Annotated in this window: 22 protein-coding genes; 10 read left to right on the forward strand and 12 right to left on the reverse strand. The window is 63.3% G+C overall.

The window, feature by feature from the left end; all coding sequences use genetic code 11:
* Positions 1–94 precede the first annotated feature (94 nt).
* The 4 genes from F4U94_RS18245 to F4U94_RS18260 form a co-directional block, all read right to left on the reverse strand.
* Entirely contained in the window at positions 95–1,405 is a 1,311-nt protein-coding gene (locus F4U94_RS18245) for a M20/M25/M40 family metallo-hydrolase (protein WP_120250428.1), read from the reverse strand.
* Positions 1,405–1,950 (reverse strand): glutathione peroxidase, encoded by a 546-nt coding sequence (locus F4U94_RS18250; protein ID WP_120250429.1) that lies wholly within the window; start codon positions 1,948–1,950, stop codon positions 1,405–1,407. The genes F4U94_RS18245 and F4U94_RS18250 overlap by 1 nt, the downstream gene beginning before the upstream one ends.
* Before the next feature lie 43 nt (positions 1,951–1,993).
* On the reverse strand, positions 1,994–2,704 hold the full coding sequence (locus F4U94_RS18255) for a VIT1/CCC1 transporter family protein (protein WP_120250430.1): 711 nt from the start codon (positions 2,702–2,704) through the stop codon (positions 1,994–1,996).
* Positions 2,705–2,772: 68 nt separating this feature from the next.
* Complete coding sequence (locus F4U94_RS18260; RefSeq protein WP_120250431.1) at positions 2,773–4,554, reverse strand: ABC-F family ATP-binding cassette domain-containing protein; 1,782 nt, start codon at positions 4,552–4,554, stop codon at positions 2,773–2,775.
* Between the two features lie 139 nt (positions 4,555–4,693).
* On the opposite strand from F4U94_RS18260, the gene F4U94_RS18265 reads away from it, so the two are divergent.
* From F4U94_RS18265 to F4U94_RS18285, 4 genes are all read left to right on the forward strand, one after another.
* A complete protein-coding gene (locus tag F4U94_RS18265) occupies positions 4,694–5,425 on the forward strand; it encodes an SIMPL domain-containing protein (RefSeq protein WP_120250432.1) in 732 nt (243 codons plus the stop codon).
* A 125-nt stretch (positions 5,426–5,550) separates the two neighbouring features.
* On the forward strand, positions 5,551–5,901 hold the full coding sequence (locus F4U94_RS18270) for a hypothetical protein (protein WP_120250433.1): 351 nt from the start codon (positions 5,551–5,553) through the stop codon (positions 5,899–5,901).
* Between the two features lie 50 nt (positions 5,902–5,951).
* Entirely contained in the window at positions 5,952–6,617 is a 666-nt protein-coding gene (locus F4U94_RS18275) for a response regulator transcription factor (RefSeq protein WP_120250434.1), read from the forward strand.
* A gap of 163 nt (positions 6,618–6,780) precedes the next feature.
* Entirely contained in the window at positions 6,781–8,088 is a 1,308-nt protein-coding gene (locus tag F4U94_RS18285; protein WP_150412126.1) for a sensor histidine kinase, read from the forward strand.
* Between the two features lie 247 nt (positions 8,089–8,335).
* Here the strand turns inward: F4U94_RS18285 and F4U94_RS18290 are convergent, their stop codons facing one another.
* The gene (locus tag F4U94_RS18290) at positions 8,336–8,656 is read right to left on the reverse strand and encodes a hypothetical protein (RefSeq protein ID WP_120250436.1); all 321 of its coding nucleotides are present in this window, start codon (positions 8,654–8,656) and stop codon (positions 8,336–8,338) included.
* A 129-nt stretch (positions 8,657–8,785) separates the two neighbouring features.
* The gene (locus F4U94_RS18295; RefSeq protein WP_120250437.1) at positions 8,786–9,616 is read right to left on the reverse strand and encodes a 23S rRNA (adenine(2030)-N(6))-methyltransferase RlmJ; all 831 of its coding nucleotides are present in this window, start codon (positions 9,614–9,616) and stop codon (positions 8,786–8,788) included.
* Between the two features lie 221 nt (positions 9,617–9,837).
* On the opposite strand from F4U94_RS18295, the gene F4U94_RS18300 reads away from it, so the two are divergent.
* Together F4U94_RS18300 and F4U94_RS18305 are read left to right on the forward strand one after the other, a co-directional pair.
* Entirely contained in the window at positions 9,838–10,191 is a 354-nt protein-coding gene (locus tag F4U94_RS18300) for a YbaN family protein (protein ID WP_120250438.1), read from the forward strand.
* Positions 10,192–10,257: 66 nt separating this feature from the next.
* The gene (locus F4U94_RS18305; protein WP_120250439.1) at positions 10,258–10,563 is read left to right on the forward strand and encodes a YdeI/OmpD-associated family protein; all 306 of its coding nucleotides are present in this window, start codon (positions 10,258–10,260) and stop codon (positions 10,561–10,563) included.
* 23 nt (positions 10,564–10,586) lie between these two features.
* Here F4U94_RS18305 and F4U94_RS18310 read toward each other — a convergent pair whose 3' ends face one another.
* Positions 10,587–11,810 (reverse strand): polyhydroxyalkanoate depolymerase, encoded by a 1,224-nt coding sequence (locus F4U94_RS18310; RefSeq protein ID WP_120250440.1) that lies wholly within the window; start codon positions 11,808–11,810, stop codon positions 10,587–10,589.
* Between the two features lie 126 nt (positions 11,811–11,936).
* Here F4U94_RS18310 and F4U94_RS18315 point away from each other — a divergent pair, with 126 nt between their 5' ends.
* Complete coding sequence (locus F4U94_RS18315) at positions 11,937–12,593, forward strand: glutathione S-transferase (RefSeq protein ID WP_120250441.1); 657 nt, start codon at positions 11,937–11,939, stop codon at positions 12,591–12,593.
* Positions 12,594–12,634: 41 nt separating this feature from the next.
* Positions 12,635–14,299, forward strand: a complete 1,665-nt coding sequence (locus F4U94_RS18320; protein WP_120250442.1) for a M28 family metallopeptidase — start codon at positions 12,635–12,637, stop codon at positions 14,297–14,299.
* Positions 14,300–14,386: 87 nt separating this feature from the next.
* Here F4U94_RS18320 and F4U94_RS18325 read toward each other — a convergent pair whose 3' ends face one another.
* Together F4U94_RS18325 and F4U94_RS18330 are read right to left on the reverse strand one after the other, a co-directional pair.
* Entirely contained in the window at positions 14,387–15,739 is a 1,353-nt protein-coding gene (locus F4U94_RS18325; protein WP_120250443.1) for a glycoside hydrolase family 27 protein, read from the reverse strand.
* Between the two features lie 126 nt (positions 15,740–15,865).
* On the reverse strand, positions 15,866–16,567 hold the full coding sequence (locus F4U94_RS18330) for a glutamine amidotransferase (RefSeq protein WP_120250444.1): 702 nt from the start codon (positions 16,565–16,567) through the stop codon (positions 15,866–15,868).
* A gap of 112 nt (positions 16,568–16,679) precedes the next feature.
* Here F4U94_RS18330 and F4U94_RS18335 point away from each other — a divergent pair, with 112 nt between their 5' ends.
* Positions 16,680–19,016 carry a GH92 family glycosyl hydrolase gene (locus F4U94_RS18335; RefSeq protein WP_120250445.1) on the forward strand — a complete coding sequence of 779 codons (2,337 nt, stop codon included), beginning with the start codon at positions 16,680–16,682 and terminating at the stop codon, positions 19,014–19,016.
* 3 nt (positions 19,017–19,019) lie between these two features.
* On the opposite strand, the gene F4U94_RS18340 is transcribed toward F4U94_RS18335, so the two are convergent.
* A complete protein-coding gene (locus tag F4U94_RS18340) occupies positions 19,020–19,643 on the reverse strand; it encodes a hypothetical protein (protein ID WP_145986214.1) in 624 nt (207 codons plus the stop codon).
* A gap of 136 nt (positions 19,644–19,779) precedes the next feature.
* On the reverse strand, positions 19,780–22,449 hold the full coding sequence (gene acnA, locus F4U94_RS18345; protein ID WP_120250447.1) for an aconitate hydratase AcnA: 2,670 nt from the start codon (positions 22,447–22,449) through the stop codon (positions 19,780–19,782).
* 239 nt (positions 22,450–22,688) lie between these two features.
* Between acnA and F4U94_RS18350 the strand changes: the two genes are divergently transcribed.
* Positions 22,689–22,916 (forward strand): hypothetical protein, encoded by a 228-nt coding sequence (locus tag F4U94_RS18350; RefSeq protein WP_145986215.1) that lies wholly within the window; start codon positions 22,689–22,691, stop codon positions 22,914–22,916.
* A 243-nt stretch (positions 22,917–23,159) separates the two neighbouring features.
* Here F4U94_RS18350 and F4U94_RS18355 read toward each other — a convergent pair whose 3' ends face one another.
* Entirely contained in the window at positions 23,160–25,925 is a 2,766-nt protein-coding gene (locus F4U94_RS18355; protein ID WP_120250448.1) for a bifunctional aconitate hydratase 2/2-methylisocitrate dehydratase, read from the reverse strand.
* Positions 25,926–26,091: the final 166 nt, after the last annotated feature.

Raw genomic sequence — 26,091 nt, forward strand, 5'->3', positions numbered from 1 at the left:
GGCGCAGGCCGGGGTCCAGATTCCGCGCGCAGACCTGGACCCCGGCCTGCGCCGGGGAACATATTATCTTGAGCGCGGGACACGAAAGCCCCCCCTATTTCCGTCCCTTCTCCGCCGCCAGCCGGCTCATCAATATCGCAGCGCGCTTCGCCTGGCGCTTCATGGTGGAAAGGTCGGCCTTTTCCGCCGGGCTATGGTCGCCGCTGGACGCCAGACCCAGCCCCACCAGCCCGTCCGTATCGGCCGCCACGAAGCTGATATCGCCCGCACCGCGCTTCAACGGATCGAGCGCCGCCATTTCCGGCAGGCCAAGGTCGCGATTGATGCCGTTCAACTTGCCCAGCAGCGTCTTGTTACCCTCGGTCGGGGCCATGGACGGATAGCCCTGATCGAAAGCGATCTTCGCCGACGTGCCGTTCAAATGCTCGCGGTCTACGATTCCCTGCATCTTGCCCCGCACACGCTGCGTCTGCTCTTCGCTCAACGTGCGAAAATCCCCCTTCGCCACCGCGATCGACGGAATGATATTGGTCTTGCCCGTCACTGCGATGCGCACGCCGTCCTTGTCGATCTCCGCGCTCTGCCCGCCGCCGATCAGCCCGGCGTTGAAGGTCAGGTTCGGCTCCGGCAATTCCTTGCGGAAGGCGACCAATATCCGCGCCAGCTCATAGACCGCGCCATCCCCCGCTTCGGCGGAAAAGATGCCCGAACTATGGCCCGACTTGGCCGTCGTGGTCAGCGTCCAGTTATTGGAGGAGCGGCGGGCGATCGACCCCATATCCTTGCCGCCCTCCTGGCTCAGCCCCTCGAAGTCGAGCGCCACATCGGCCCGCTTGCCAGCAGCAACCAGATCGGCCCGCGCTATCTCCACCGGATCGCCCGAATCCTCCTCGTCCCCGGTCAGCACCACTTCGATATTGGCGCCCTTCAGCGTCCCGGCCGCCTGCATGGCCTTCAGCGCGAGGATCATCGTCACCACGCCACCCTTGTCATCCGCGACGCCCGGACCGCGCGCAAAATCTCCCTCACGGACGAATTTCTGGACCGGCGAATCCGGCTCGAACACAGTATCCAGATGCCCGATCAGCAGCATTTTCGTGCTGCCCGTCTTGCCCTTGTGCACCGCGACCAGGTGGCCCGCGCGCTTGGCCGCATCCATCGGCTTCCACGTCACGGCAAAGCCCAGCGCTTCGAATTCGGGCCGCAGCATGTCGGCCACCGCCTTCACGCCCGCCAGGTTCATCGACCCGCTATTCTGGTTGACCAGCTTTTCCAGCAAGCCGACCGACGGTTCATAGCCCGCCTCCACGGTCGCGCCGATCTTCTGCTCCGCCGGGCTGAGCGCCGCATGCGCCATCGGCGCGCCACCCAGCAGCAGCGCGCTTGCAATCAGACTCCGCACCATCACTTGGCGAGTTCCGCCTCGATCGCCGCGACCAGCGCCGCATCGTCGGGCGCGGTGGTCGGCGCAAAGCGGGCGGCCACGCGGCCATCCTTGGCGATCAGGAATTTCTCGAAATTCCACAGCACTTCCGGCTCCGGATTGGGCGTGATGCCATAGCCGGTCAGCTTCTCGCGAAACGCCGCGCCATCGCCCTGCGCATCGGGCTGCGCGCTGGTCAGCGCGGCATAGAGCGGATGCTTGTCCGGCCCGGTAACGACGATCTTCTCGAACATCGGAAATTCGACGCCGAAATTGGTGGTGCAGAAGGTCGCGATCTCGTCATTGCTGCCCGGCTCCTGCGCGCCGAAATCATTGGTGGGAAAGCCGGCGACCACCAATCCCTTGTCCTGATATTCGGCATAGAGCTTTTCCAGCCCCTCATATTGCGGGGTCAGGCCGCATTTGGACGCCACATTGACCGCCAGCACAACCTTGCCCGCATAGTCGGCCAGGCTGGCGTCCGCCCCCTTGATGGTCTTGAGCGGGATCTGCTGGATATCGGTCATGGGGCGTCTCCTTGTGGGAATCAGGTTGCGCCGGACCTTGGCATCAAATCGCCGCGCCGAACAGATGCCCCGCACCCGCCGTGATCGCCATCGCCAGCACACCCCAGAAAAGCGTCCGCACGATCGACCGCAACGGCTTCGCCCCGCCCAGCTTCGCGCCGGCATAGCCCAATATAATGAGGCAAAGCAGGCACATGCCCACGATCGCCGGGATCGCACTCTCCGCCGTCGTCAGCCCGGCCGCCACCACCGGCGGCGCAGCGCCAGCGGCGAAACTCGCGGCAGACGCCAGCGCCGCCTGCACCGGTCGCGCCGTAACAGAATCGGAAATGCCCAGTTCGTCGCGCGCATGGGCGCCCAGCGCATCGGCGGCCATCAACTGCTCGGCCACCTGCCCTGCCAGATCCGGCGTCAGCCCACGATCGACATAGATGTCGCGCAACTCCACCCATTCGGCATGGGGCTGGGTCCGCAACGCCTTTTCTTCCTTGGCAAGGTCCGCGCGTTCTGTATCGGACTGCGCGCTGACGGACACATATTCGCCCGCCGCCATCGACATGGCGCCCGCCACCAAAGCCGCCACGCCCGACAGCAGGATCGACTGCGATCCCGCCCCCGATGCGGCGATCCCGGTCATCAGGCTGGCGGTCGACACGATCCCGTCATTCGCCCCCAGCACCGCCGCGCGCAGCCAGCCGACCCGGTTGACATAATGGACCGCATGATGGGGGATCGGCGTGTTTTGCGTGTCCATGGGCTTCCCTTTACCACCAAGCTGTTGACGCCAGTTGCTCAATCCGAACGGGGGATATGAGCGAGAGTTTACCCCGCCAGCCCCTCGGCCTTCTCCGCCAGTTCCAGCCAGCGCTCCTCGGCCGCATCCTTGTCGGCGCGCGCCTTTTCGATCGCCCCGGTCAGCGCCGCGAACCTCTTTGGATCTTTCGTATAAAGCACCGGATCGGCCAGCGCTTCCTCGTCGCGCAGGATCGCCGCTTCCAGCTCCTCGATCCGCTTGGGCAGCAGGTCCAGATCGCGCTGATCCTTATAGGTCAGCTTGGCCGACACGGGCTTTGGCGGCGGAGGCGGCGCGGCTTCCTTCTTCTCGATCTTCGCGGCCTTGCGCGGGTCGCGCTTGTTGATCCAGTCGGCATAGCCGCCCACGATCACATCCACGACCCCGGTGCCATCCAGCCCCAAAGTCACCGTGACCGTACGATCCAGAAAGTCACGGTCATGGCTGACGATCAACACCGTCCCGTCATAATCCGCGATCACTTCCTGCAACAGGTCCAGCGTTTCCAGGTCCAGGTCGTTGGTCGGCTCGTCCAGCACCAGCAGGTTGGATTCGCGCGCAAATTCCCGCGCGAACAACAGCCGCGAGCGCTCCCCGCCGGACAATGTCGCGACCTTCGCCTCCGCCAGAGACGGGTCGAACAGAAAGTCCTTGAGGTACCCATGGATATGCTTGCGCACCCCGCGTACGTCTATCCAGTCGCCGCCTTCGGCCAGCACATCGCGCACCGTCTTGTCGCCCTGCATCAGGCTGCGCTGCTGGTCGATGAAGATCATGTCCAGCGTCTTGGCCAGCGTCACGCTGCCGCTATCGGGCGCCAGTTCGCCGGTCAGCAGCTTCAGCAAGGTGGACTTGCCCGCGCCATTGCCGCCCACGATGCCGATCCGGTCGCCGCGCTGCACACGGATCGACAGGTCGTCGATGATCGTGCGCTCACCGAATGTCTTGGTGACATGCTCGACCTTGATGACGCTCTTGGTCTTGCTGTCGTCGCTCGCCACCGCGATCTTGGCGGTGCCCTGCGGCCCCTGCATCGCCGCGCGCGTTTCGCGCATTTCCCACAGCTTGGCGAGCCGCCCTTGATTGCGCTTGCGCCGCGCGGTGACGCCGCGTTCCAGCCAGTGCGCCTCGATCTTCAGCTTCGCGTCCAGCTTTTCCGCCGCCCGCGCCTCTTCGGCATAGACCGCTTCCATCCACTGTTCGAACCCGCCGAAGCCGATTTCGTTGCGGCGCATCTGGCCCCGGTCCAGCCACAGGGTCTGGCGGGTCAGCCGCGTCAGGAAGGCGCGGTCATGGCTGATGACGATGAAGGCGCCGCTATAACGCGCCATCCAGTTTTCGATCCAGTCGATCGCGGCGATGTCCAGATGGTTGGTCGGCTCGTCCAGCAGCAGCAGGTCCGGCTCGCTCGCCAGCGCGCGGGCGATGGCGGCGCGGCGCCGCTCGCCCCCGCTCGCCGTCTTCGCTTCGCGGCTGAGGTCGATGCCCAGTTGATCGGCGATCGCCTCCACCTCATGCGCGGGTGGCGCGAACTCGCCTGCCAGCGCGAAATCATGCAGCGTCTTGAACGGCGTAACGTCCGGATCCTGCTCCAGCGTAATGACCCGCGCGCCCGGCTGCACCGACCGCACGCCCTCATCCGCCTCGATCTGCCCGCCCAGCAATTTCAGCAGCGTCGTCTTGCCCACGCCATTGCGGCCGATCAGCGCCAGCCGATCGCGCGCGCCGACGGCGATATTCAGGCCGCGAAACAGCCAGTGGGAGCCTTGCGAAAGGCCAAGATTTTCGAACGAGAGAATAGGAGCTGCCATGAAGGTGCAGCTAAGCGCTCCTACGCTGATGAGCAAGACCGGAACCGGAAAGCTTTCAGACGGCTTTCAACGCAGGACAGCGTCCATTCATCGCACCCCGGCCAAAACGGGTGCAAGGACTTACAGAGGAGAAACGTCCATGAAATCCGCTCTCGCCCTGATGGCGCTCGGCGCCGCCGCCCTTCCGATCGCGGCTGTCGCCCAGACCAGCGTCACCATCGCCGAGACGGCGCCGGTCGTGACATTGAACGTCACCGAAAGCGTCGAGGCCGCGCCGAACATCGCGACCGTCGGCACCGGCGTCCAGACCCGCGCCCAGACGGCGCAGGCCGCCATGCAGGACAATGCCGCCAAGACCGAAAAGCTGATCGCCGCCCTGGCCAAGGTCGGCATCGCGAAAAAGGACATCCAGACCAGCGGCATCAACCTTTCCGCCCAATATGATTACAGCAACCGCGACGGCCAGCCGGAAGGGCCGCGCTTCATCGGTTACGAAGCGTCCAACCAGCTGACCGTGAAGCTGCGCGACATCAAGAAGGTCGGCGCCTCGCTCGACGCCTTCGTCGCCGCCGGTGCCACCAACATCAACGGCCCCAGCTTCTCGATCGAAGATCCCTCTCCGTTGATCCAGCAGGCCCGCGGCACCGCGCTCAAGAGCGCCAAGACGCAGGCCGATTTCTACGCCCAGGCGGCGGGCTATCGCACCGCGCGGCTGATTTCGATCGCGGAAAGCAACAGCGGCGGCCAACCGCCCATGCCGATGATGCAGAGCGCGCGCTTCAAGGCGGATGCCGCTCCCGTCACCCCGGTCGAACCCGGCCAGGTCAGCGCGTCCGTCACGCTGACGGTGCAATATGCGCTGGAAAAGTAAGAAACGGCGCTAAACCTTAAACGTTATTCCCGCCTTCGCGGGAGTGACGGACATTTGGAAAAGGCGGCGATGTTTGTGCATCGTCGCCTTTTCTGTTCATATTCCCGCCATTCACCACCTGTTCAATGCCATTCACCTATGCCATGCCCATGAATATGAAGTGGAACAGCCTGCCCCGCTCTCTGGTCGCTGCGATCACGGCAGCCCTTGCCCTTTCGGTGGCGATTCCCGCCGCCGACGCGGGCAATCGCCGCGACGAGCAGGATGCCGCGCGCCGCGCGATGCTGGACGGGCAGGTCATGCCCTTCGCCATGATCAAGCGCCGCGTCGATGCGGCGGTCGATGGCGCCTCCTATGTCGGCAGCGAATTCAACCCCTCCTCCAACCGCTACCGCCTGAAATATGTGAAGGACGGCAAGGTCGTATGGGTTGATGCCGACGGCCGGACCGGCGATATCATCGGCATGGCGCGCTGACCCGCGCCCGCCTTTAGACTCAACGCATAATAGAAACGGACAAAAGCCCCATGCGCCTGCTGATCGTCGAGGATGAACCGAATCTGGGCCAGCAGCTCAGGAACACGCTGGAAGGCGCGGGCTATGCCGTGGACCTCGCCACAGACGGCGAAGACGGCCATTTCCTGGGTGCTACCGAAAGCTATGACGCGGTCGTGCTCGACCTTGGCCTGCCCACCATCGACGGCCTCACCGTGCTCGACCGCTGGCGCAAGGAAGGCCGCAGCTTCCCGGTCCTCGTCCTCACCGCGCGCGATAGCTGGTCGGACAAGGTCGCCGGGCTGGATGCGGGCGCCGACGATTATCTCGCCAAACCCTTCCAGAGCGAAGAACTCATCGCCCGCCTGCGCGCCCTCATCCGTCGCGCATCGGGTAATGCATCAAGCGAACTGACCGCCGGCGACGTCCGCCTCGACACCCGTTCGGGCAAGGTCACGTTGGGCGGAGACCCGGTCAAGCTCACCGCGCAGGAATATAAGCTGCTCTCCTACCTGCTCCATCACAAGGGCAAGGTGGTCAGCCGCACCGAATTGATCGAACATATTTACGATCAGGATTTCGACCGCGATTCCAACACGATCGAAGTGTTCGTGACGCGTATCCGCAAGAAACTCGGCGCCGACGTCATCACCACCATCCGCGGCCTTGGCTACAGCCTGGACGAGCCGGGGCGCTGATCGAAACGGCACCCACCTTCGTTCGCTTCGAGCGAAGTCGAGAAGCGGCAAGTATTGCGCTTCTCGTTTGTCGACACGCTCGAAACGAACGGGTGTAAGTCAGGTCCAGATGGACAACCAATCCCCTCCCCCCGTCCGCTCCACCGGCTCCATCAGCCGGCGGATGATCGGCATCGCCGCGCTGTGGATCAGCGTGTTGCTGATCGGCGGCGGCGTGGCGCTGGACCGGGTGCTGGCCGACGCGATCACCCGCAATTTCGACGACGGCATGAATTATGTGCTGACCGCGATGATCGCGGCGTCGGAAATCGGCCCGGACGGCGAAGTCCTCTTCAACCGCGAGCTGGCCGACCAGCGCTTCCTGGAACCCAGCAGCGGCCTCTATTATCAGATCAGCGCGAAGGGGCATGAAGACTGGCGCTCCCGCTCGCTGTGGGACCGCGCGCTCAAGGCACCGGCGCAGCATCACGACCGCCATCTCCACACCTATGACAGCAAGCAATTCCCCGGCGAGGATTTGCGCATCATGGAACGCACCGTCATCCTGCCCGGCTCCGACACGCGCTGGCTGTTCATGGTGGCGCAGGCGCGCGAAGGACTGGATGGGCAGATCCGGACGCTACGCACCACTTTGTTCAACAGTTTCGCGCTCCTGGCGCTCGGCCTGTTCATGCTGGCGACGCTCCAGACCATCTATGGCCTGCGCCCCCTGCGCAAGGTGCGGCTGGAAATCATCAAGATGCGCGGCGGCGAAAAAAGCCGCGTCACCGAACCCATGCCCGCCGAAGTCCTCCCCATGGTCGAGGAACTCAACGCCCTGCTCGCCCATAATGAGCGGCAGGCGGAGGAAGCGCGCACCCATGCCGGCAACCTTGCCCATGCGCTCAAGACCCCGCTGACCGTCATCATGAACGCCGCCACCGCGCAGGCGCCCGACCTTGGCGACGCGGTGATCCGCGAAGCGACGACGATGCGGCGGCAGGTCGACCATCACCTCGCTCGTGCCCGCGCCGTCGGCCGTCGCGGCGCTGCCCAGAGCCGCGCCGAGGTCTGGGCCAGCCTCACCGCCGTCGAGCGCGCCGTCCAGCGCCTCTATCCCGAAGCCCGCGTCGACATGGACGGCGACAAGGACGCTGCCGTGCGCGTCGAGCGGCAGGATCTGGACGAAATGCTCGGCAACCTCATCGAGAACGCGGCCAAATATGGCGGCGGCAGCGTCTTCGCCACGGTCGTCGCCCGCACCGGCGGCATGGTGGAAATTCAGGTCGAGGATGACGGCATGGGCATACCGGAGGCCGACCGCGTCCGAATCTTCGATCGGGGTGTGCGTCTGGACAGCGGCAAGCCCGGCACCGGCCTCGGCCTGGCCATCGTCCGCGACGTCGCCGAAATCTACGGCGGAGCGGTGGCGCTGGAGGAAAGCGAGGATCTGGGCGGCTTGCTGGTGCGGCTGAGGCTACCGGCGGCGTAAGTGCAAGCAAGCAGAAGCGGACTTTCCTTCTCCCCTTGAGGGAGAAGGATATGAAGCCTTGGCGTCGAAGCAGCCCAGGCGAAGTTGGATGGGGGGATCGGCGCAAAATTGACGTACTGCCGCGAGCTTGCGGCCCCTCACCCAGCTACGACCTCCCACTTCCCCAGGTGCATGAGCGGGCGAATGACATGATGCCGCCCGACCCCATCCATATCTGTGATGGCGAAGGTGTACGATCTACGTCCCCTTAGTCACCATTGGCATCGACCATGAAAACCGTGGGTTTGCCTCGCGACGACGGATCCCATCCTGCCGATAAGGCGGCCCGCACCCCGCGCGACGCAATCGCATCGTTGATGTGCAGACGCCCTTTGGGCAATCCTTTCATCAGGCGCTTGGGTGTCGGAAATTCCAGCACGGCTTCGCGGGGCATGTCCCTCTGACGCAGGGAGACGGTCATGCCCTTCCAACCATCGAAAGAGGATAATTGAGGCTCGCTCAGGAGTTCCCAATCATATTTGAATCCGCCGATCTCGACAGTGCCGCTGCGGCCGGGTGCTTGAAACATGTCATGCCATTAGCATGTCGGCAGCGCTACTTCACCCATAGTATCGCAGGATTTTCTCGGCGCCCTCAGTCACATTATATGGAGCGCGGCAATTTCCCCTCTGGCATAGGGGTGAGGCGAGGATTTAGCTCAATCGCCCAACCAGCCGGATATGATCTCGCCCCTATGTCCTTCGGGCGCCAGCGCAGCGCGCAAGGCTTCCAGCATTGGCGGCAGTGCCTGCGTAAAAGCGTAGGGCGGGTTGACGATGAAGAGGCCCGCGCCGTTATAGATGCCGGGTTGCTCGCTATCGTATAGCCAATGCTCCACCAGCAGCAATTTCGGGATGCCGATCCTGCGCAACTGCTGCTTCCACTTCCAATGCGTGGCCTGGTCTTTCAACGGATACCAGATCACCGTCACGCCATGCGCCCATTTGCGGTGAGCGGCGGCGAGGGTGGCGGTGATGCGCGCGCGTTCTTCCGTCTGCTCATAGGGCGGATCGACCACAACCACGCCGCGCGCGGTGCGGGGCGGCACCATAGCCAGCCATAGTTCATAGGCGTCGCGTTCATGCACGGCCGCGCCGGTGTCCCGCATCACGCCGCGCAGGGTATAAGCGTCTTCAGGATGCTTTTCGTTGAGGATCAGGACATCCTGCGGGCGCAAAAGCTGCGCCAGAAACCGTGGCGAGCCGGGGTAAAGCTGCGGTTCGTCACCCGCATTCACCGCCTGCACGGCGGCGCGATAATCGTCCAGCAAGGGGTTCGGGTCGGCAAAGGCGCGCAGCACGCCCTGCACAGCCTCCCCGGTGCGTTGCGCTTGATCGCCGCCAAGGTCGTACAGCCCGCAGCCGGCATGGGTGTCGATCAAAGTCAGCGCGCCCTCCTTGAACTGCAAGGCCCGCACCAAAGCGATCAGGAGGCTGTGTTTCACGACATCGGCGCTGTTGCCGGCATGGAAGGAATGGCGATAATTCATTGTGACTCAAAATCCAGATGATCTGCCTTTACGGGCTGCGGGGCATTCTGCAAAGTGCCGCTACGGGCCGACTGCGGAACGGCATTGCACGGGTCCATAGGAACAGATCCTCGCCTTCGCGGGGATGACCGTCCAGACCCCCGCCATGCCCACATCCGCCTTGCCATCCCACTCCGCAGCTGCGAAGCAATAGTGGCGCAAGCCCATCGACAGGACACCCCATGCGGCGGCATCTGTATCTCATCGGAGGGTTTCTCTCGATCGGCCTCGGCACGATCGGCGCTTTCCTGCCGCTGCTGCCGACCGTCCCTTTCATGATCCTCGCCGCCTTCTGCTTCGCCCGCTCCAGCCCGCGCCTTGAGGCCAAGCTGCTGGATCACAAGCATTTCGGCCCGCATATCCGCCGCTGGCGCGAACATGGCGCAATCAGCCGTCGGGGCAAGAAGGCCGCGCTTGGCGCCTTCGCCTTCAGCGTCCTATTGGCGCTGATATTCTCCCCTTGGCCCTGGTTCCTGGCCCCCATCACCGCCGCGCTGATCGGCGGCAGCTGGATATGGACTCGTCCGGAGGGCTGAGCGCCCCGCCATGGACATTCGCCCAACGCGCGGTCAGACTATGCTGGCACCACCGGGAATCACGATATGTCAGACGCTTTCGCCCATGGCACGGTCCATCAAGCGGCCGAAGACCTGCAAGCCGCGCTCCGATCGGCCCCGCACATCCTTCAGCTATGGGAAGGCCTGACCCCGCTCGGCCGCAACGAGTTCATCTGCTGGGTGGACGACGCCAAACAGGCCAAGACCCGCGCACGCCGCATCGCCCGCACCTGCGAAGAATTGCTGGAGGGCAAGAAGCGCCCTTGCTGCTGGCCCGGCTGCATCCACCGCACTGACAAGGCGCCCGGAAAGTGGCAGCAGGCCGTCCTGATCGACGGGAAGAAGAGTTAGGCCCCGGTGCTCAGTTCATCGCCTCAGTTCATCGCCAGGATCATGTTCCGCACCTGCGGATAGACCTGCTTTTCCCATTTGCTGCCCGAAAACACGCCATAATGGCCCACGCCCGGTTGCAGATGATGGCGCTTCATATGCGGCCGCAGCCCGGTGCACAGCGCATGCGCCGCAGACGTCTGGCCCACCGCGCACACATCGTCCCGTTCACCTTCGACCGTCAGCAGCGCGGTATTGTGGATCGCGCCCGGATTGACCTTGCGCCCGCGCACGGTCATCTCGCCCTTGGCCAGCAAGGTCCGCTGGAACACCATGTCCACGGTTTCCAGATAAAATTCCTTGGTCATGTCCAGGACCGCGAAATATTCCTCGTAAAAATTCTTGATCTTGTCGGCCTCGACCGTCTTGCCGTCGGCCAGCAACTGATACAATTCGCGATGCTGCGACGAATGCCGCTCCATGTTCATCGCCATGAAGGCGGACAGTTGCACGAAGCCCGGATAGACCTCCCGCCCGCGCCCGGCATAGCGGAACGGTACGACGGAAATCAGATTTTCCTCGAACCATTCGATCGGCTTTTCATTGGCCAGATCGTTCACCGAAGTCGGCGCGGCATTGGGGTCGATCGGCCCGCCCATCAGCGTCATCGACCGCGGCGTCGCCTTGTCCTTGTCTTCCGACATCAGCGCGACGGCCGCCATTGCCGGCACGCAGGGCTGGCATACCGACACCAGATGCGCGCCCTCGCCCAATTCGTGCAGGAACTGGATGATATAATCGACATAATCGTCGAAACCGAAGCGCCCGGCTTCCAACGGCACGTCGCGTGCATTCTTCCAGTCGGTGATATAGACGTCATGGTCGCGCAACAACGTCTGCACCGTGCTGCGCAACAATGTCGAAAAATGGCCGGACATCGGCGCCACCACCAATACGCGCGGCTGCTCCGCCTCCACCTCGTCCTTCACGAAATGCAGCAGGTCGCCGAACGGCAGGTCCAGCGCGACTTCTTCGCGCACCGCCACTTCGGCATTGCCGCTGGTCACCGTACGGATTTCATAGGCCGGCCGCTTGTGGGTCAGCTTGGCACCCTGGAATACGTCCATCAGCGCGAACATGCGGCGCGGCATCGCCCAATCGGCCATCGGTCCCATCTTGTCGCGCAGGCCAAGGGCCATCTGCGCGCCGAACCGCGCTGGGGCCAGCATGTCGTTCCAGGCCTGATAACCACTGTAGAGCATGCGCATGATAGCCAAAAAGCCTTATTCTGTTGCCGCGATCCGAATCGGTATTTTGTCGCAACGCTATACATGCTTTTTATGTTGCGCTGCATCATCATAAATGTGACTTTGGACTAACGTAGGAGAGTCACCATGGCGGCCGCGACACTCACTTTATCCAGCAAGAACTACTCGTCCTGGTCGCTGCGGGGCTGGCTTTTGTGCCGGCTCGCGGGACTTCGGATCGTCGAACAGACGATCGCGCTGGACGACCCGGAAAATCGCGCCGAACTGCTCCTCCTCTCCCCCTCCGTGCTGGTCCCGCGCCTGACGCATGAGGGCGCCAGCGTATGGGACACGTTGGCCATCGCCGAATATCTGCACGAACTCTATCCCAATGTCGGCATGTACCCCACCGATCGGAAGGCGCGCGCCCATTGCCGGTCGGTATCGGGCGAAATCCATTCCGGCTTCGCCAACCTCCGCTCCGCCTTGCCGATGAACCTGAAGGTCCGGCACAGCAAATTCCCGATCTTCCCCGGCGCCCGCCCGGATATCGAGCGGATCGAAACCATCTGGGCCGAATGTCTGGACAGCTATGGCGGCCCCTGGCTGTTCGGCGACGAACCGACGGTGGCCGACGCCATGTTCGCGCCGGTCGCCCAACGCTTCCTGACCTACGCCGTGCCGGTATCGCAGGCCACCGCCGCCTATTGCCAGACCATCAACAGCTGGTCGCTGATGCGCGAGTGGATCGACGATGCCCGCGCCGAACCGGATGAGATGATCGAACTCGAAACCGAGTTCTGAACGCCCTTTCCCCCATCGCGCCGGGGGGTTAGAGCGGGTCCATGATCACACGCACCCTCGCTCTGGCCCTTGGCCTCGCCGCCGTCCTTTCCTGTCCTTTGACTGCCCAGGCCCAGACCGTCGAACCGGCCCGCCTCGAACAGTCCGTGCGCACGCTCGCCTCCGACCTGTTTCAGGGTCGCGCGCCCGGCACCATCGGCGAAGAACGCACGATCGGCTATCTCGTCGCCCGCTTCGAGCAACTGGGGCTGGAACCGGGCGGCCCCGACGGTCAGTGGGTGCAGACCGTGCCCCTGCTCCACACCCGCCTCGGCCAGTCGCAAACCCTCTCGGTTGCCCAGAATGGCGCCGCCACCCCCTGGACCTTCGGCAAGCAGGTGTATCTCTCCACCCTCCAGCCCAAGGACAATGTCGCGATCGCCAACGCGCCGCTGGTCTTCGTCGGCTATGGCGTCTCCGCCCCCGAACGCGGCTGGGACGATTTCAAGGGCGCGGACCTGAAGGGCAAGGTCGCCGTCTTCCTGATCAACGACCCGGATTTCGAGGCCGCCAAGGGCGAAGACCCGTTCGGCAAGTTCGGCGGCAAGACCATGACCTATTATGGCCGCTGGACCTACAAGTTCGAGGAAGCGGCCCGTCGCGGCGCGATCGGCGCGCTGATCGTCCATGACACGCCGGGCGCGGGCTATGGCTGGAACGTCGTCGTCAGCCCCAGCGGCGAAAATTACGACCTCGTCCGCCCCGCCGACAAGCTGACCAGCCTGCAAGTCCAGGGCTGGGTCGAGGGTGACGCGGCCAAGGCGCTGTTCAACGGCGCCGGTCAGGATCTCGCCACCCTGCGCAAACAGGCCCGGTCCGCCAAGTTCAAGCCGGTGGAATTGAAGGGCGCGACCTTCTCCGCCGCCTTCCCGGTCAAACAGGAAGTGGTGCAGAGCGCCAACGTCCTCGCCCGCATCCCCGGCGCCAAGCGCCCGCAAGAAACCGTGATGTATGGCGCCCATTGGGACGCCTATGGCGAAGGCAAGCCGGACGCGCGGGGCCGCATCTACCGCGCCGGCGCCAATGACGATGCGCTCGGCCTCGCCGGCCTGTTCGAAATCGCCCGCGCGTTCAAGGCCGCACCCGCGCCCGACCGTTCGATCGTCTTCGCCGCCTGGACGGCGGAGGAACGCGGCCTGCTCGGCTCGGAACATTATGCCCAGAACCCGGTCTATCCGATCGACAAGACCGTCGCCAACCTGACCATCGACGTGCTCCAGACCGCCGGCAAGGCGAAGGACGTGATCCTGATCGGCAAGGGCCAGAACAGCCTTGAAGATGATCTGGCCAAATTCGCCACGGCGCAGGGCCGCGTCATCACGCAGGAAAGCCTGCCTGAACGCGGCCTCTTCTATCGTGCCGACCATTTCTCCATGGCCAAGCGCGGCGTGCCCGTATTGCTCATGATGGGCCTGGCCGGCGCATCCGACATGGTGGAGGGCAGCCGCGCCGCGGGCCAGGCGTGGATCGACGCCTATACCGGCAAATGCTATCATCAGGCCTGCGACGCCGTCGATGATACATGGAAGCTGGACGGCGCCGCCCAGGACGTGGACCTGATGCTCGACATCGGTCGCGACCTCGCAAACTCGACCCGCTGGCCGCAATGGAAAGCCGGATCGGAATTCAAGGCGATCCGCGACAAAAGCGCGGCGGTACGGAAGTAGAACCAAAGTTGTTCCCCGGCGCAGGCCGGGGTCCAGTTCAACGGTCGTAACTGGACCCCGGCCTGCGCCGGGGAACAGCCTGTTATATCAACCCAACCGATACAATGCGCTCCCATGCGCCGGCAGCATCACCGACACCCGCTCCGCCTGCTGCCCCAGCATCTTACCGGCCCACAAGTCCCGAACCGCCACCGGTCCGCCCACGCCCAGATCGCGCAACGTGACGCCAACCTCGCGCGGCTTGTCGCCGGTGTTGAACAGCGCGACATAACGCCCCTTCCCATCCTCCGGCACCGCCGACCAGACCCGCACGCCATCCTCGACGAAATGCGGGCAGTTGCCCTGGCTCGCCTGATTGACCGCGATCACCTCTCTATTGGTCAGCAGCGCCAATGTCGGCGCATCCAGATGGCGCAAATCGCCCCCCATGATCAGCGGCGACCGCGCGATCGCCCATAATGTCATCAGCGTCTTCTGCTCGTCCGGGGTAAAGCGCGTATCGCGCTCGCCCAGCGCCAGCCGCCCCAGCGGCAGCATGTCCGCATCCGGCCAGGACCCCGGCCCGCGATAGGGCGTCCAATTCTCCAGCCGGGTGAACTGCGCCTCCAACATCTCCCATTCATCCCAGAAGTCATCGGAAATCCGCCACATCTGCGCATATTTGCGTACATGATCGCCCCGGATCACCGGCGTCTCCCCCGGCGACAGGCTCAGGATGATCGGCCGGCCCGTCGCGACGATCGCCTTGTGTGCCGCCTCGATCTCCGGCGCATGGGCGTCATAGGGCCGGCTCATATCGTCCATCTTGACGAAATCGACGCCCCAGTCGGCATAGAGGCGGAAGATGCTGTCATAATAGGCCTGCGCGCTCGGCCGCGTCATGTCGACTCCATACATGTCGGGGTTCCAGGAACAGATGCTGCTCTTGTCCGCCACATCGGCCGCGCGATAGTTGGTGCCCAGGATCGGCAGGTTCGCCTCCACCGCCGCGCGCGGAATGCCGCGCATGACATGGATGCCGAATTGCATGCCCAGCGCATGCACCTCTTTGGCCAATTGCGTGAACCCCTTGCCCCCGGCACTGGACGGAAAGCGATTGGGCGCCGGGATCATCCGGCCATAGCCATCCATCGCCGGCTTGGGCTTGGCATTATAGGTGTAGCTGGACGCGTCCGGTTCATACCATTGAATATCGACGGTAAAGATATCATAGCCGAACGGCAGCAGCTTCTCCGCCATGATCTTCGCGGTTTCGCGCGCTTGGCGCTCGGTAATGGTGGTGGCAAAGCTGTTCCAGCTATTCCACCCCATCGGCGGTCGCGGCGCCAATATCGCCCCACCCCGCTCCACCGGTGCTGCCCCCGCACGGACTGCTCCCGCAGCCGCAAGCCCTGCCATACCACCCGCGATCATATCGCGGCGGCTGGCTTTCCAGTTCATCCTCATCATTTGTAGGAGTTAATAGACCTGCAAATGAAAAAGCAACCTCCGTCATCCCAGCGAAGGCTGGGATCTCACTTTTCTTAAAATCCAGGAAATCAGAGGAGAGATGAAAGACGAAAAAAGCTAGACCTCGATCCCCGCCAGCCATTCGCCGATCATCGCCCGCCCCGCCGCAACCGCAATCGGCCCATGCAGCCCATGATCCTCCCGCAAAGCGATCCCGCATTGCTGCGCCATATCCAGATCCGCCCAGAAATGCGTCAACCAATCCTCGAAACGCGGATCTTCGCCCATTTCCGCATGAAATTGCAGCGCCAGCACATTGCTCCCACGCCGAAACGCCTGATGCGCATATTTGGACGTCGACGCCAGCAGTTCCACATTGTCCGGCAAATCGAACGTATCGCTATGCCAATGCAGGATCGGCACGCCGTCGATATGCCGCAACGGGGACGCCGCCCCCGCGTCGTTCACGCTGACCGGCGCGAAGCCCAGTTCTATATGCCCACCCGGATAGACCCGCGCGCCGAGCGCCGCCGCGATCATCTGACTGCCCAGGCACACGCCCAAAGTCGGCCGATCCGCCGCCAGCCGATCGGCCAGTTTCGCGATCTGCACCGGAATCCACGGATGCAATTCCTGCTCATAAACGCCCATCGGGCCACCCATCATGATCAGCAGGTCGGGATCGCACAGATCCACCTGCCCGAAATCGGGGCTGGCCACATCGATGCGATCGATATGATAACCGGCAGCCTCTATCGGCTGGAGATAGCCCGCAGCGCCTTCGCGCGGGACATGACGGACGATCAACGCTCTTTTCATTGCTGAGTCGGACGCTAGACAATCCCGCGCGCCGCCGCCACCCCAGCCTTTCTTGGCGCGGTAAAATCAGCGCTATTGGCCAATGCCCGCGTCCATGATTTAACCACGGACCATGAACGCCTTCCGCATCGCCCGCACCGCCATCGCCGCCAGCCTCCTCGCCGGCACCGCCCTTCTCGCCCAAGGCCCTGCCCAAACGTCCGTGAGCGACGATCCGGTCGAGGCCGTCGATCCTTTCATCGGCACCTCGGGCGAAGGCCACACCTTCCCAGGCGCGGTCGCCCCCTTCGGCATGGTCCAGCTTTCGCCCGACACCCATGTCGGCCCCGCGCGCCAGACCTACAACTGGGCCGCCGGCTACCGCCACGAAGACCCGACGATCCTCGGCTTCTCCCACACTCATTTCTCTGGCGCTGGCCATAGCGACCTGGGCGATTTCCTCGTCACGCCTGTCAGCGGCGACAGCGTCCCGCTGGAGGCCGGCGACGACAAGACGCCCGGCTATCGCTCCCGCAAGGCTGACGAGGTCGCCTCGCCCGGCTATTATGCCGTTACCCTGACCGATCCCGGCGTTCGCGCGGAATTGACGGCCGGCACGCGCGTCGGCGTCCACCGCTACAGCTTCCCGGCGGGCAAGGCCGCGCATCTGGTGCTGGACCTGCGCTCGATCATCTACGACTATCCCGGCAAGATCCTCTGGTCGTCGGTCCGCATCCGCCCCGATGGCACCATCACCGGCTCCCGCGAAATACGCGGCTGGGCCACCCCGCGCCGCATCTTCTTTGCGATGCGTTTCTCTGCGCCGCTGACCGGCCATCAATTCGTCAGCACGGAAAAGGACATCCTCTACAAGGGGTTCAAGGGACCGGGCCGTGGCCCCGAAACGCTCGACGCCCTCGCCGGTCGCGCGCTGGTGGCGCAACTCGACTTCGGCCAACTCGCCAAGCCGCTGGAGGTGAAAGTCGCCTTGTCCGGCGTGGATGAGGACGGCGCCATCGCCAACCTCACCAGCGAAGCCGGCGACTTCGACACGATCCGCGCCAGCACCCGTACCACCTGGAACGAAGCCCTGGGCGCTGTAAAGATCGCCGCGCCTGCTCCGATGCGCCGCAACGTCTACACCGCTCTCTATCACAGCCTGATGGCCCCTAGCATTTGGAGCGACGCCGACGGCCGCTGGCGCGGACCGGACGATCAGGTCCATGCCGGTGAAGGCTTCACCATGCACTCCACTTTCTCGCTCTGGGACACGTTCCGGGCCGAACATCCGCTGCTCACGCTGGTCCAGCCGGAAGCGAAGAATGCCGATTTCGTGAACGCGCTGGTCGCGGGGCAGAAGACCAGCCCCTTCGGCATCCTCCCCGTCTGGCAGTTCGGCGGCAAGGAAACCTGGACCATGATCGGCTATCATGCCGTGCCCGTAATCGCCGACGCCTGCCTGAAAGGGATCAAGGGCATCGACTGCGCCGCCGCGCTCAAAGCCATGGTCGCCAGCGCCGACTATGCCCCTTATGGCGGCCTGGGCGACTATATGAAGCTGGGCTATGTCCCCATCGATCGCGAACCCGAAGCCGCGTCCAAGACGGTCGAATATGCCTATGACGACTGGACCATCGCCCGCCTCGCCCGCCAGCTTGGCGACAGCGCCACGGCTCAACGCTTCGAAAAGCGCGCCGGGAACTGGCGCAACAGCTTCGACGCGAAAACCGGTTTCCTGCGCGCGCGCAAGGCGGACGGCAGCTTCCGCACCCCCTTCGACCCCACCGCCATCAACTATGGGTCCGACTATACGGAGGGCAATGCCTGGCAATATAGCTGGTTCATGCCCCATGATCAGGCCGGCCTGTTCCGCCTGCTGGGCGGCGACGCAAAGACCGTCGCGAAGCTCGACGCCATGTTCGACTATGACAATAGCAAGATCGATTACAGCCATGCCGAGGATATATCGGGTCTGATCGGCCAATATATCCATGGCAACGAACCCAGCCACCATGTCGCCTATCTCTACAATTATGCCGGCCAGCCCTGGCGCACGCAGGAACGGCTGAAACAGATCGTCGAGAGCCAATATAAGCCCGCGCCCGACGGCCTCGCCGGCAATGACGATCTGGGCCAGATGTCGGCCTGGCTGGTCTTCACCGCCTTGGGCTTCTATCCCGTCGCACCGGGCAGCAACGAATATGTGATCGGCCGCCCCTTCGTGGATCGCGCGGACATGGCGCTGCCGAACGGCCAGCATTTCACCGTGACGACGGATGGCCTGTCGGACGCCAACCGCTATATCGGCACGGTCACGTTGAACGGCAAACCGCTGGATCGTGCCTATATCACGGACGCCGAAATCCGTGCCGGCGGCACGCTCCACTTCACCATGCAGGCGACCCCGAACAAGGCCTGGGCCACCGGCAAGAAGGCCCGACCCTATTCGATGACCGACTATGGCCGATAAGGATCAGCCGGCGCCGGCATTACGAAAATCCAGCAACGCCTCAGCCAGATAGCCGCGCAGCACGGCGCGGTCGATCCGCAACCGGTTGCTTTCGCCGCCCGCCAGACAGGAGGACAATGCCGGCATCGCACGCTGAAAAGCCGCGCGTTCCTCCTCGCTGCCGGCCTTGTACCGGATCAGGCTGTCCACCGCAGGCGCGTTGCGCGCGACGATGCAGCCGGCATAGGCATGATAGGCATCCTCCCCTTCCGCCACGGCCGGCGTCGGCGCGGCAGGATTGGCCGGCTCGACCAGCGGGGCGGTGAAACGGTGCAGATAGAGCTGCTCGGCCAGCGCGCCACGCATCGCATGGCCCTTCATCCGCAGCTTGCCCTGGTGCAGACATCCCTTACGGCTATTGGCCATCGCGATGAAGCTGGCCGTCTCCTCAGGCGATCCCGGCTGCGTCTTGAGCGCCTGTGCGGCCTTCTCCGGCGCCCCGCGCACGACGCATTGCGCAAATTCGGTCATCGCATTTTCGGCCGTGCCACGCCCATAGGCGCCAAAGTCCTTGTCCGAAGAGGGAGCGCTGCCCTGCCCCTGCGCAGCGGTCGCCGACAGCAGCAAAATCACCATGGCTATGTTCATGACCATCACCTCAACCTGCCAGAAAATAGAGATTTTCAGACAATCATGACGATTTTATGATCGCGCCGCGCCCATAGAAAAAGGGCTCCTCCCAACCGGAAGAAGCCCTCTCCTCTTAACTCAGCGCCTCAGCCGATCAAGCGGCCAGCTTGCGCAGCACATATTGCAAAATGCCGCCGTTCAGGAAATATTCCAGCTCGTTGACGGTATCGATGCGGCACAGCGCGGTGAAGGTGAAGGTCGAACCATCGGCCCGCTTCACGACCACATCCACATCCTGACGCGGCTTCAGGTCGGCGACGCCCTGAATGGTGAACGTCTCGTCCCCCGTCAGACCCAGCGTATCGCGCGTGTCGCCATCCTTGAACTGGAGCGGCAACACGCCCATGCCGACCAGGTTCGACCGATGGATGCGCTCGAAGCTTTCCACGATCACCGAGCGCACGCCCAGCAAATTGGTGCCCTTCGCCGCCCAGTCGCGCGACGATCCGGTGCCATATTCCTTGCCGCCGATCACGACCAGCGGCGTCCCGTCGGCCTTATGCTTCATCGCCGCGTCATAGATCGGCATGACCTCGCCGTCATAACTGGTCATGCCGCCCTCGACGCCATCCAGCATCAGATTCTTGATGCGGATATTGGCGAAGGTGCCGCGCATCATCACCTCATGATGCCCGCGCCGCGACCCGTAGCTGTTGAAGTCGGCCTGGCTCACCTGATGCTCGCTCAGCCATTTGCCGGCCGGCGACGACGCCTTGATCGACCCTGCCGGCGAAATATGGTCGGTGGTGATGGAATCGCCGAAGATCGCCAGCGGCTTGGCCTCGACAATGTCCGTGACCGGCGCCGGAGTCATGCTCAGCCCCTCGAAATAGGGCGGATTGGCGACATAGGTCGATCCCGCGCGCCACTGATAGGTGTCCGATCCGGTAACGTCGATCGCCTGCCAATGCGCGTCGCCCTTATAGACATTGGCATAGCGCGCCTGGAACATCGGCCGGTCCACCGCGCCCGCGATGGTGGTCGCAATCTCGTCGTTGGTCGGCCAGATGTCCTTGAGATACACGTCGTTACCCGCCGTGCTGACGCCGATCGGCGTGGTCAGGAAATCCTCGATCACCGTGCCCTTGAGCGCATAGGCGACCACCAGCGGCGGCGACGCGAGGAAGTTGGCGCGCACGTCCGGCGACACGCGCCCTTCGAAATTGCGGTTGCCCGAAATCACGGCGGCGGCCACCAGCCCATTTTCATTGATCGCAGCGCTGATCGCGGGCGCCAGCGGCCCCGAATTGCCGATGCAGGTGGTGCAGCCATAGCCCACCAGATTGAAACCGATGGCGTCCAGATGCGACTGCAACCCCGCCTTTTCCAGATAATCGGTCACGACCTGGCTACCCGGCGCCAGCGACGTCTTCACCCATGGCTTGGGCTTCAGGCCCAGCTCGTTCGCCTTCTTGGCGACCAGCCCAGCCGCGATCAGCACGCTGGGGTTCGACGTATTGGTGCAGCTGGTGATCGCCGCGATGGTGACGTCGCCGTCGCCAATGTCGAAATCCTTGCCTTCCACCGGCACGCGGGTCTGTGCCTTCTTGTAGGTATTGACCATGTCGGCATTGAACACGTCATCGACGTCGGGCAGCGCGACCCGATCCTGCGGACGCTTCGGCCCGGCCAGGCTGGGCACGACGGTGGACAGGTCCAGTTCCAACGTGTCGGTGAACACCGGTTCGATCGACGGGTCGATCCAGAACCCCTGCTCCTTGGCATAGGCTTCGACCAGCGCGATCGTCTCGTCCGGGCGACCGGTCAGACGCATATAGTCCAGCGTCTTGTCATCGATGCCGAAGAAGCCGCAGGTCGCGCCATATTCCGGCGCCATATTGGCCAAAGTCGCCCGGTCCGCGAGGCTCAGCGTCGCCAGACCCGGCCCGAAATATTCGACGAACCGCCCCACCACGCCACGCGCGCGCAGCATCTGGGTGCAGGTCAGCACCAGGTCGGTGGCGGTCACGCCTTCCTTCAGCGTACCGGTGAATTTGAAGCCCACGACTTCGGGGATCAGCATGGATACAGGCTGGCCCAGCATCGCGGCCTCCGCCTCGATCCCGCCCACGCCCCAACCCAGCACGCCCAGGCCATTGACCATCGTGGTGTGGCTGTCGGTGCCGACGCAGGTGTCGGGATAGGCGACGGTGGCGCCGCTTTCATCGACCGAAGACCACACGCCCTGCGCGATATTCTCCAGATTGACCTGATGGCAGATGCCCGTGCCCGGCGGCACGGCGTAGAAATTGGCGAGGGACTTGCTGCCCCATTTCAGGAAGTCGTAGCGCTCCATATTGCGCTGATATTCGATCTCCATATTCTGCTCGAACGCCTTGGGCGTGCCGAACTCGTCGACCATGACGCTATGGTCGATGACGAGGTGGACGGGCACCTGCGGATTGATCTTGCTGGCGTCGGCGCCCAGCGCGTTCATCGCGTCGCGCATCGCGGCCAGATCGACCACGCAGGGCACCCCGGTAAAATCCTGCAACAGCACGCGCGCGGGGCGATACTGGATTTCCCGCTCAGCCTTGCCCCGGTCATTCTGCCAGTCGACGATCGCCTGGATATCCTCGGCGGTCACGGTCACGCCATCTTCGAAACGGAGCAGATTTTCCAGCAGCACCTTCATCGAAAAAGGCAGGCGGGATACGTCGCCCAGCTTCTGCGCGGCCTTCTTCAACGAATAATAGGCAATGTCCTTGCCGCCGACATTCAACGTGTCGCGCGTGCCCAGAGTGTCCTGTCCGATGACGGTCATAAGATGTGCGTCTCCTCGCATGGCCTCGGCCAAAGGAGGGCGCGTTTCCACCAGAGGCTCGCCGAATGGCAAGGTGGCAAGGATACACCCCAACCCATGGTCGAAGCAGATATGTCCCGATGCTGCGCTGCCATAACATTTGATCGTTTCAAATCAAATGGCGACGCAGTCTGTGGTGCTTATGTAGGGATACGTTTCACCCCTTTAAACGTTGCATCGGCAGAAAAGGGGAGACAGTCATGGACACAGGTTTTTCGCCCGTCGAAACCGGCGTAATTGCTATCAATCCGCAATATTATCTTGGCCGCAAAACCCCCTGCCCCGACTGCGGCGGCAGCCAGTGGATCGTGGGCCGCGTGGTGGCCGAATGCGCCCATTGCGACACGCCCTTACCCCTTGCTGCATCGCAACATCGTGCGTGGTTGACGCCGTCTCTGGCGCCGCTTCCACTTACGTCCAGTCTCTGATCCGAACTGCCTTCACGCCGATAAGCGCATATCAGATGGAGCGTTCCCCGGCGTAAGCCGGGGCCCAGTTCCACGCTCTAAACTGGACCCCGGCCTAACGCCGGGGAACGGAGAGCTATGAATCCACATCACCGCTTATTGGCATAAACGAAAAGGCCGCAGCCATACTTCCCCGATCAGGCGGAAAGCATGGCGGCGGCCTTGTCGCAAAAGGGCCTTAGCCCTCCCTAGATCAATGCCAGATCAATGCGCGGCGGGCGGCGCAAACTTCGTCAGGTCGATACCCGTCACCGCGCTGCGATACTCGTCCATATTCGGCGTGCGGCCCAATATGGTGGACAGCACCACCAGCGGGGTCGAAGCGAGCAGCGACTCCCCCTTCTTGTTGGCCGTATCTTCCACGACGCGGCCCTGGAACAGGCGGGTCGAGGTGGCGAGGACGGTGTCGCCCTTCGCAGCCTTTTCCTGATTGCCCATGCACAGGTTGCAGCCCGGACGCTCCAGATAGAGCATATTCTCATATTCGGTGCGCGCGGCGTTCTTCGGGTGAAGATCGTCGAACTCGAACCCGGCATATTTCTTCAGGACGTCCCAATCGCCTTCGGCCTTCAGCTCGTCGACAATATTATAGGTCGGCGGCGCGACGACCAGAGGTGCCTTGAACTCGACCTTGCCTTCCTTGGCTTCGATATTCTTCAACATCTGGGCCAGGATCTTCATGTCGCCCTTATGCACCATGCACGATCCGATGAAGCCCAGATCGACCTTCTTCGTGCCGCCATAATAGGACACGGGGCGGATCGTGTCGTGGGTGTAGCGCTTCGACACGTCGGCATTGTTGACGTCCGGATCGGCGATCATCGGTTCGTCGATCAGGTCCAGGTCGACCACGACTTCGGCGAAATATTTCGCATTGTCGTCGGGCGTCAGCGCAGGCTTCTCACCCGAACGGATTTCCGCGATGCGCTTGTCCGCCAGGGCGATCAGGCCCTTCAAGGTACCGGCGGCATTTTCCATGCCCTTGTCGATCATGATCTGGATACGCGACTTGGCGATTTCCAGCGATTCGATCAGCGTTTCATTCTCGGAAATGCAGATCGACGCCTTGGCCTTCATTTCGGCCGTCCAGTCGGTGAAGGTGAAGGCCTGATCGGCCAGCAGCGTGCCGATATGCACTTCGATGATGCGGCCCTGGAACACGTTTTCGCCGCCGAACTGGGCCAGCATCTGTGCCTGGGTCGCGTGCACCACGTCGCGGAAGTCCATATAGGGCTGCATCTTGCCCTTGAAGGTGACCTTCACCGACTGCGGGATCGGCATGGTCGCTTCACCGGTGGCCAGCGCCAGCGCGACCGTGCCGGAATCCGCACCGAACGCCACGCCCTTCGACATGCGCGTGTGGCTGTCGCCGCCGATGATGATCGCCCAATCGTCCACGGTGATGTCGTTCAGCACCTTGTGGATGACGTCGGTCATCGCATGATAGACGCCCTTGGGATCGCGCGCGGTGATCAGGCCGAAATTGTTCATGAAGGACATCAGCTTGGGGATGTTGGCCTGCGCCTTCTTGTCCCACACCGACGCGGTGTGGCAGCCCGACTGATAGGCGCCGTCGACCAGCGGCGAAATGACGGTGGCCGCCATCGCTTCCAGTTCCTGCGCGGTCATCAGACCGGTCGTGTCCTGCGACCCCACGATGTTCACCGTGACGCGCACGTCCGACCCGGCATGCAGCACCTTGCCCGGCGCGACGCCCACGGCATTGCGGTTGAAGATCTTCTCCACCGCAGTCAGGCCCTGGCCCTCGACGGTGATTTCCTTGTTCGGCGCGAACACGGCCGGCGCTTCGACGCCCAGCGTTTCGGCGGCGAAGGTCTGTAGCTTCTTGCCGAACACGATGGCGTAGCTGCTGCCCGCCTTCATGAATTCCATCTTCTGCGGGGTGAAGGCGGCGGCGACGTCGACCAGTTCGTTACCGGCCTCGTCGGTCAGCTTGCGGTTCTTGACGTCGATCTTGAGCACCGTCCCGGTCGCGACCGAGAAGGCCTCTTCCAGCACCGGATTGCCGTCATTGTTCAAAATGGCCTTGCCGTCCGGGCCGGTCATCTTGACCCAGTTTTTCAGGTTCAGGCCGATGCCGCCGGTCACGTCCACCGTGGTCGCGAAGATCGGCGAAATGCCGTTGGTGCCCGCGACGACCGGGGCATAGTTGACGAAGGGCACATAGGGGCTGGACTGCTTGCCAGCCCACAGCGCTACATTGTTGACGCCCGACATACGCGAGCTGCCCACGCCCATCGTGCCCTTTTCGGCGATCAGCATCACGCGCTTGTCGGGATGCTGTTCCTTCAGCGCCACGATCTGCTGCTGCGCTTCGGGCGTGATCATGCACAGGCCGTGCAGTTCGCGGTCGGAGCGCGAATGCGCCTGATTGCCCGGCGACAGAAGATCGGTCGAAATATCGCCTTCACCGGCGATGAAGGTCACAACCTTGATTTCGTCTTCGACTTCGGGAAGCTTGGTGAAGAACTCCGCCTTGGCGTAGCTTTCCAGCACATCCTTGGCGACCGCATTGCCCGCCGCGAACGCATCGCGCAGGCGGAACATGTCGGCGTCGTACAGGAACACCTGTGTCTTGAGCACGTCGCCGGCTTGGCTGGCGATCGCTGCGTCATCGCCCAGCGTCAGGTCGAGCAGCACCTCGATCGAGGGACCACCCTTCATGTGGCTGAGCAGTTCCAGCGCGAAGGCCGGCGTGATTTCCGCCACGGCCACGTCGCCCAGGATGATCTTCTTGAGGAAAGCCGCCTTCACGCCCGCAGCGCTCGTGGTGCCGGGCAGCGTGTTGTAGATGAAGAATTTCAGTGCGTCGGCGCGATGTTCGCTGCCCGCGTCCTGGATGATGGCGATGATTTCGCCGACCAGAGCGCCGTCGTCGATCGGCTTGGGCGCGAGTCCCTGAGTCTTACGGCTTTCGATTTCGGCCAGATAATCCAGGTAAATGCTCATCTCGTTCCCAACGTCATATAAAGTGCACGGAGTCGACGCGCAGCGCCACTTGCCGACTTATATGCCCGGTCCGGGAGCTGACGCCGCCCCGGTACGCCAAGAGACGCGAATTGGCAAGCCGCCGCAGCGCAGCAAAATGTTGCTGCCAAGTGCGACAACTGGCCGA

Origin of the sequence: Sphingobium limneticum, from assembly GCF_008710155.1 — a bacterium.
GTDB classification, from domain to species: domain Bacteria; phylum Pseudomonadota; class Alphaproteobacteria; order Sphingomonadales; family Sphingomonadaceae; genus Sphingobium; species Sphingobium limneticum.

Coding starts and splice junctions, on each gene's coding strand:
- F4U94_RS18245 (WP_120250428.1), bottom strand. CDS start 1,405: ATGGTGCGGAGTCTGATTGCAAGCGCGCTGCTGCTGGGTGGCGCGCCG.
- F4U94_RS18250 (WP_120250429.1), bottom strand. CDS start 1,950: ATGACCGATATCCAGCAGATCCCGCTCAAGACCATCAAGGGGGCGGAC.
- F4U94_RS18255 (WP_120250430.1), bottom strand. CDS start 2,704: ATGGACACGCAAAACACGCCGATCCCCCATCATGCGGTCCATTATGTC.
- F4U94_RS18260 (WP_120250431.1), bottom strand. CDS start 4,554: ATGGCAGCTCCTATTCTCTCGTTCGAAAATCTTGGCCTTTCGCAAGGC.
- F4U94_RS18265 (WP_120250432.1), top strand. CDS start 4,694: ATGAAATCCGCTCTCGCCCTGATGGCGCTCGGCGCCGCCGCCCTTCCG.
- F4U94_RS18270 (WP_120250433.1), top strand. CDS start 5,551: ATGCCATTCACCTATGCCATGCCCATGAATATGAAGTGGAACAGCCTG.
- F4U94_RS18275 (WP_120250434.1), top strand. CDS start 5,952: ATGCGCCTGCTGATCGTCGAGGATGAACCGAATCTGGGCCAGCAGCTC.
- F4U94_RS18285 (WP_150412126.1), top strand. CDS start 6,781: ATGATCGGCATCGCCGCGCTGTGGATCAGCGTGTTGCTGATCGGCGGC.
- F4U94_RS18290 (WP_120250436.1), bottom strand. CDS start 8,656: ATGTTTCAAGCACCCGGCCGCAGCGGCACTGTCGAGATCGGCGGATTC.
- F4U94_RS18295 (WP_120250437.1), bottom strand. CDS start 9,616: ATGAATTATCGCCATTCCTTCCATGCCGGCAACAGCGCCGATGTCGTG.
- F4U94_RS18300 (WP_120250438.1), top strand. CDS start 9,838: ATGCGGCGGCATCTGTATCTCATCGGAGGGTTTCTCTCGATCGGCCTC.
- F4U94_RS18305 (WP_120250439.1), top strand. CDS start 10,258: ATGTCAGACGCTTTCGCCCATGGCACGGTCCATCAAGCGGCCGAAGAC.
- F4U94_RS18310 (WP_120250440.1), bottom strand. CDS start 11,810: ATGCGCATGCTCTACAGTGGTTATCAGGCCTGGAACGACATGCTGGCC.
- F4U94_RS18315 (WP_120250441.1), top strand. CDS start 11,937: ATGGCGGCCGCGACACTCACTTTATCCAGCAAGAACTACTCGTCCTGG.
- F4U94_RS18320 (WP_120250442.1), top strand. CDS start 12,635: ATGATCACACGCACCCTCGCTCTGGCCCTTGGCCTCGCCGCCGTCCTT.
- F4U94_RS18325 (WP_120250443.1), bottom strand. CDS start 15,739: ATGAACTGGAAAGCCAGCCGCCGCGATATGATCGCGGGTGGTATGGCA.
- F4U94_RS18330 (WP_120250444.1), bottom strand. CDS start 16,567: ATGAAAAGAGCGTTGATCGTCCGTCATGTCCCGCGCGAAGGCGCTGCG.
- F4U94_RS18335 (WP_120250445.1), top strand. CDS start 16,680: ATGAACGCCTTCCGCATCGCCCGCACCGCCATCGCCGCCAGCCTCCTC.
- F4U94_RS18340 (WP_145986214.1), bottom strand. CDS start 19,643: ATGAACATAGCCATGGTGATTTTGCTGCTGTCGGCGACCGCTGCGCAG.
- acnA (WP_120250447.1), bottom strand. CDS start 22,449: ATGACCGTCATCGGACAGGACACTCTGGGCACGCGCGACACGTTGAAT.
- F4U94_RS18350 (WP_145986215.1), top strand. CDS start 22,689: ATGGACACAGGTTTTTCGCCCGTCGAAACCGGCGTAATTGCTATCAAT.
- F4U94_RS18355 (WP_120250448.1), bottom strand. CDS start 25,925: ATGAGCATTTACCTGGATTATCTGGCCGAAATCGAAAGCCGTAAGACT.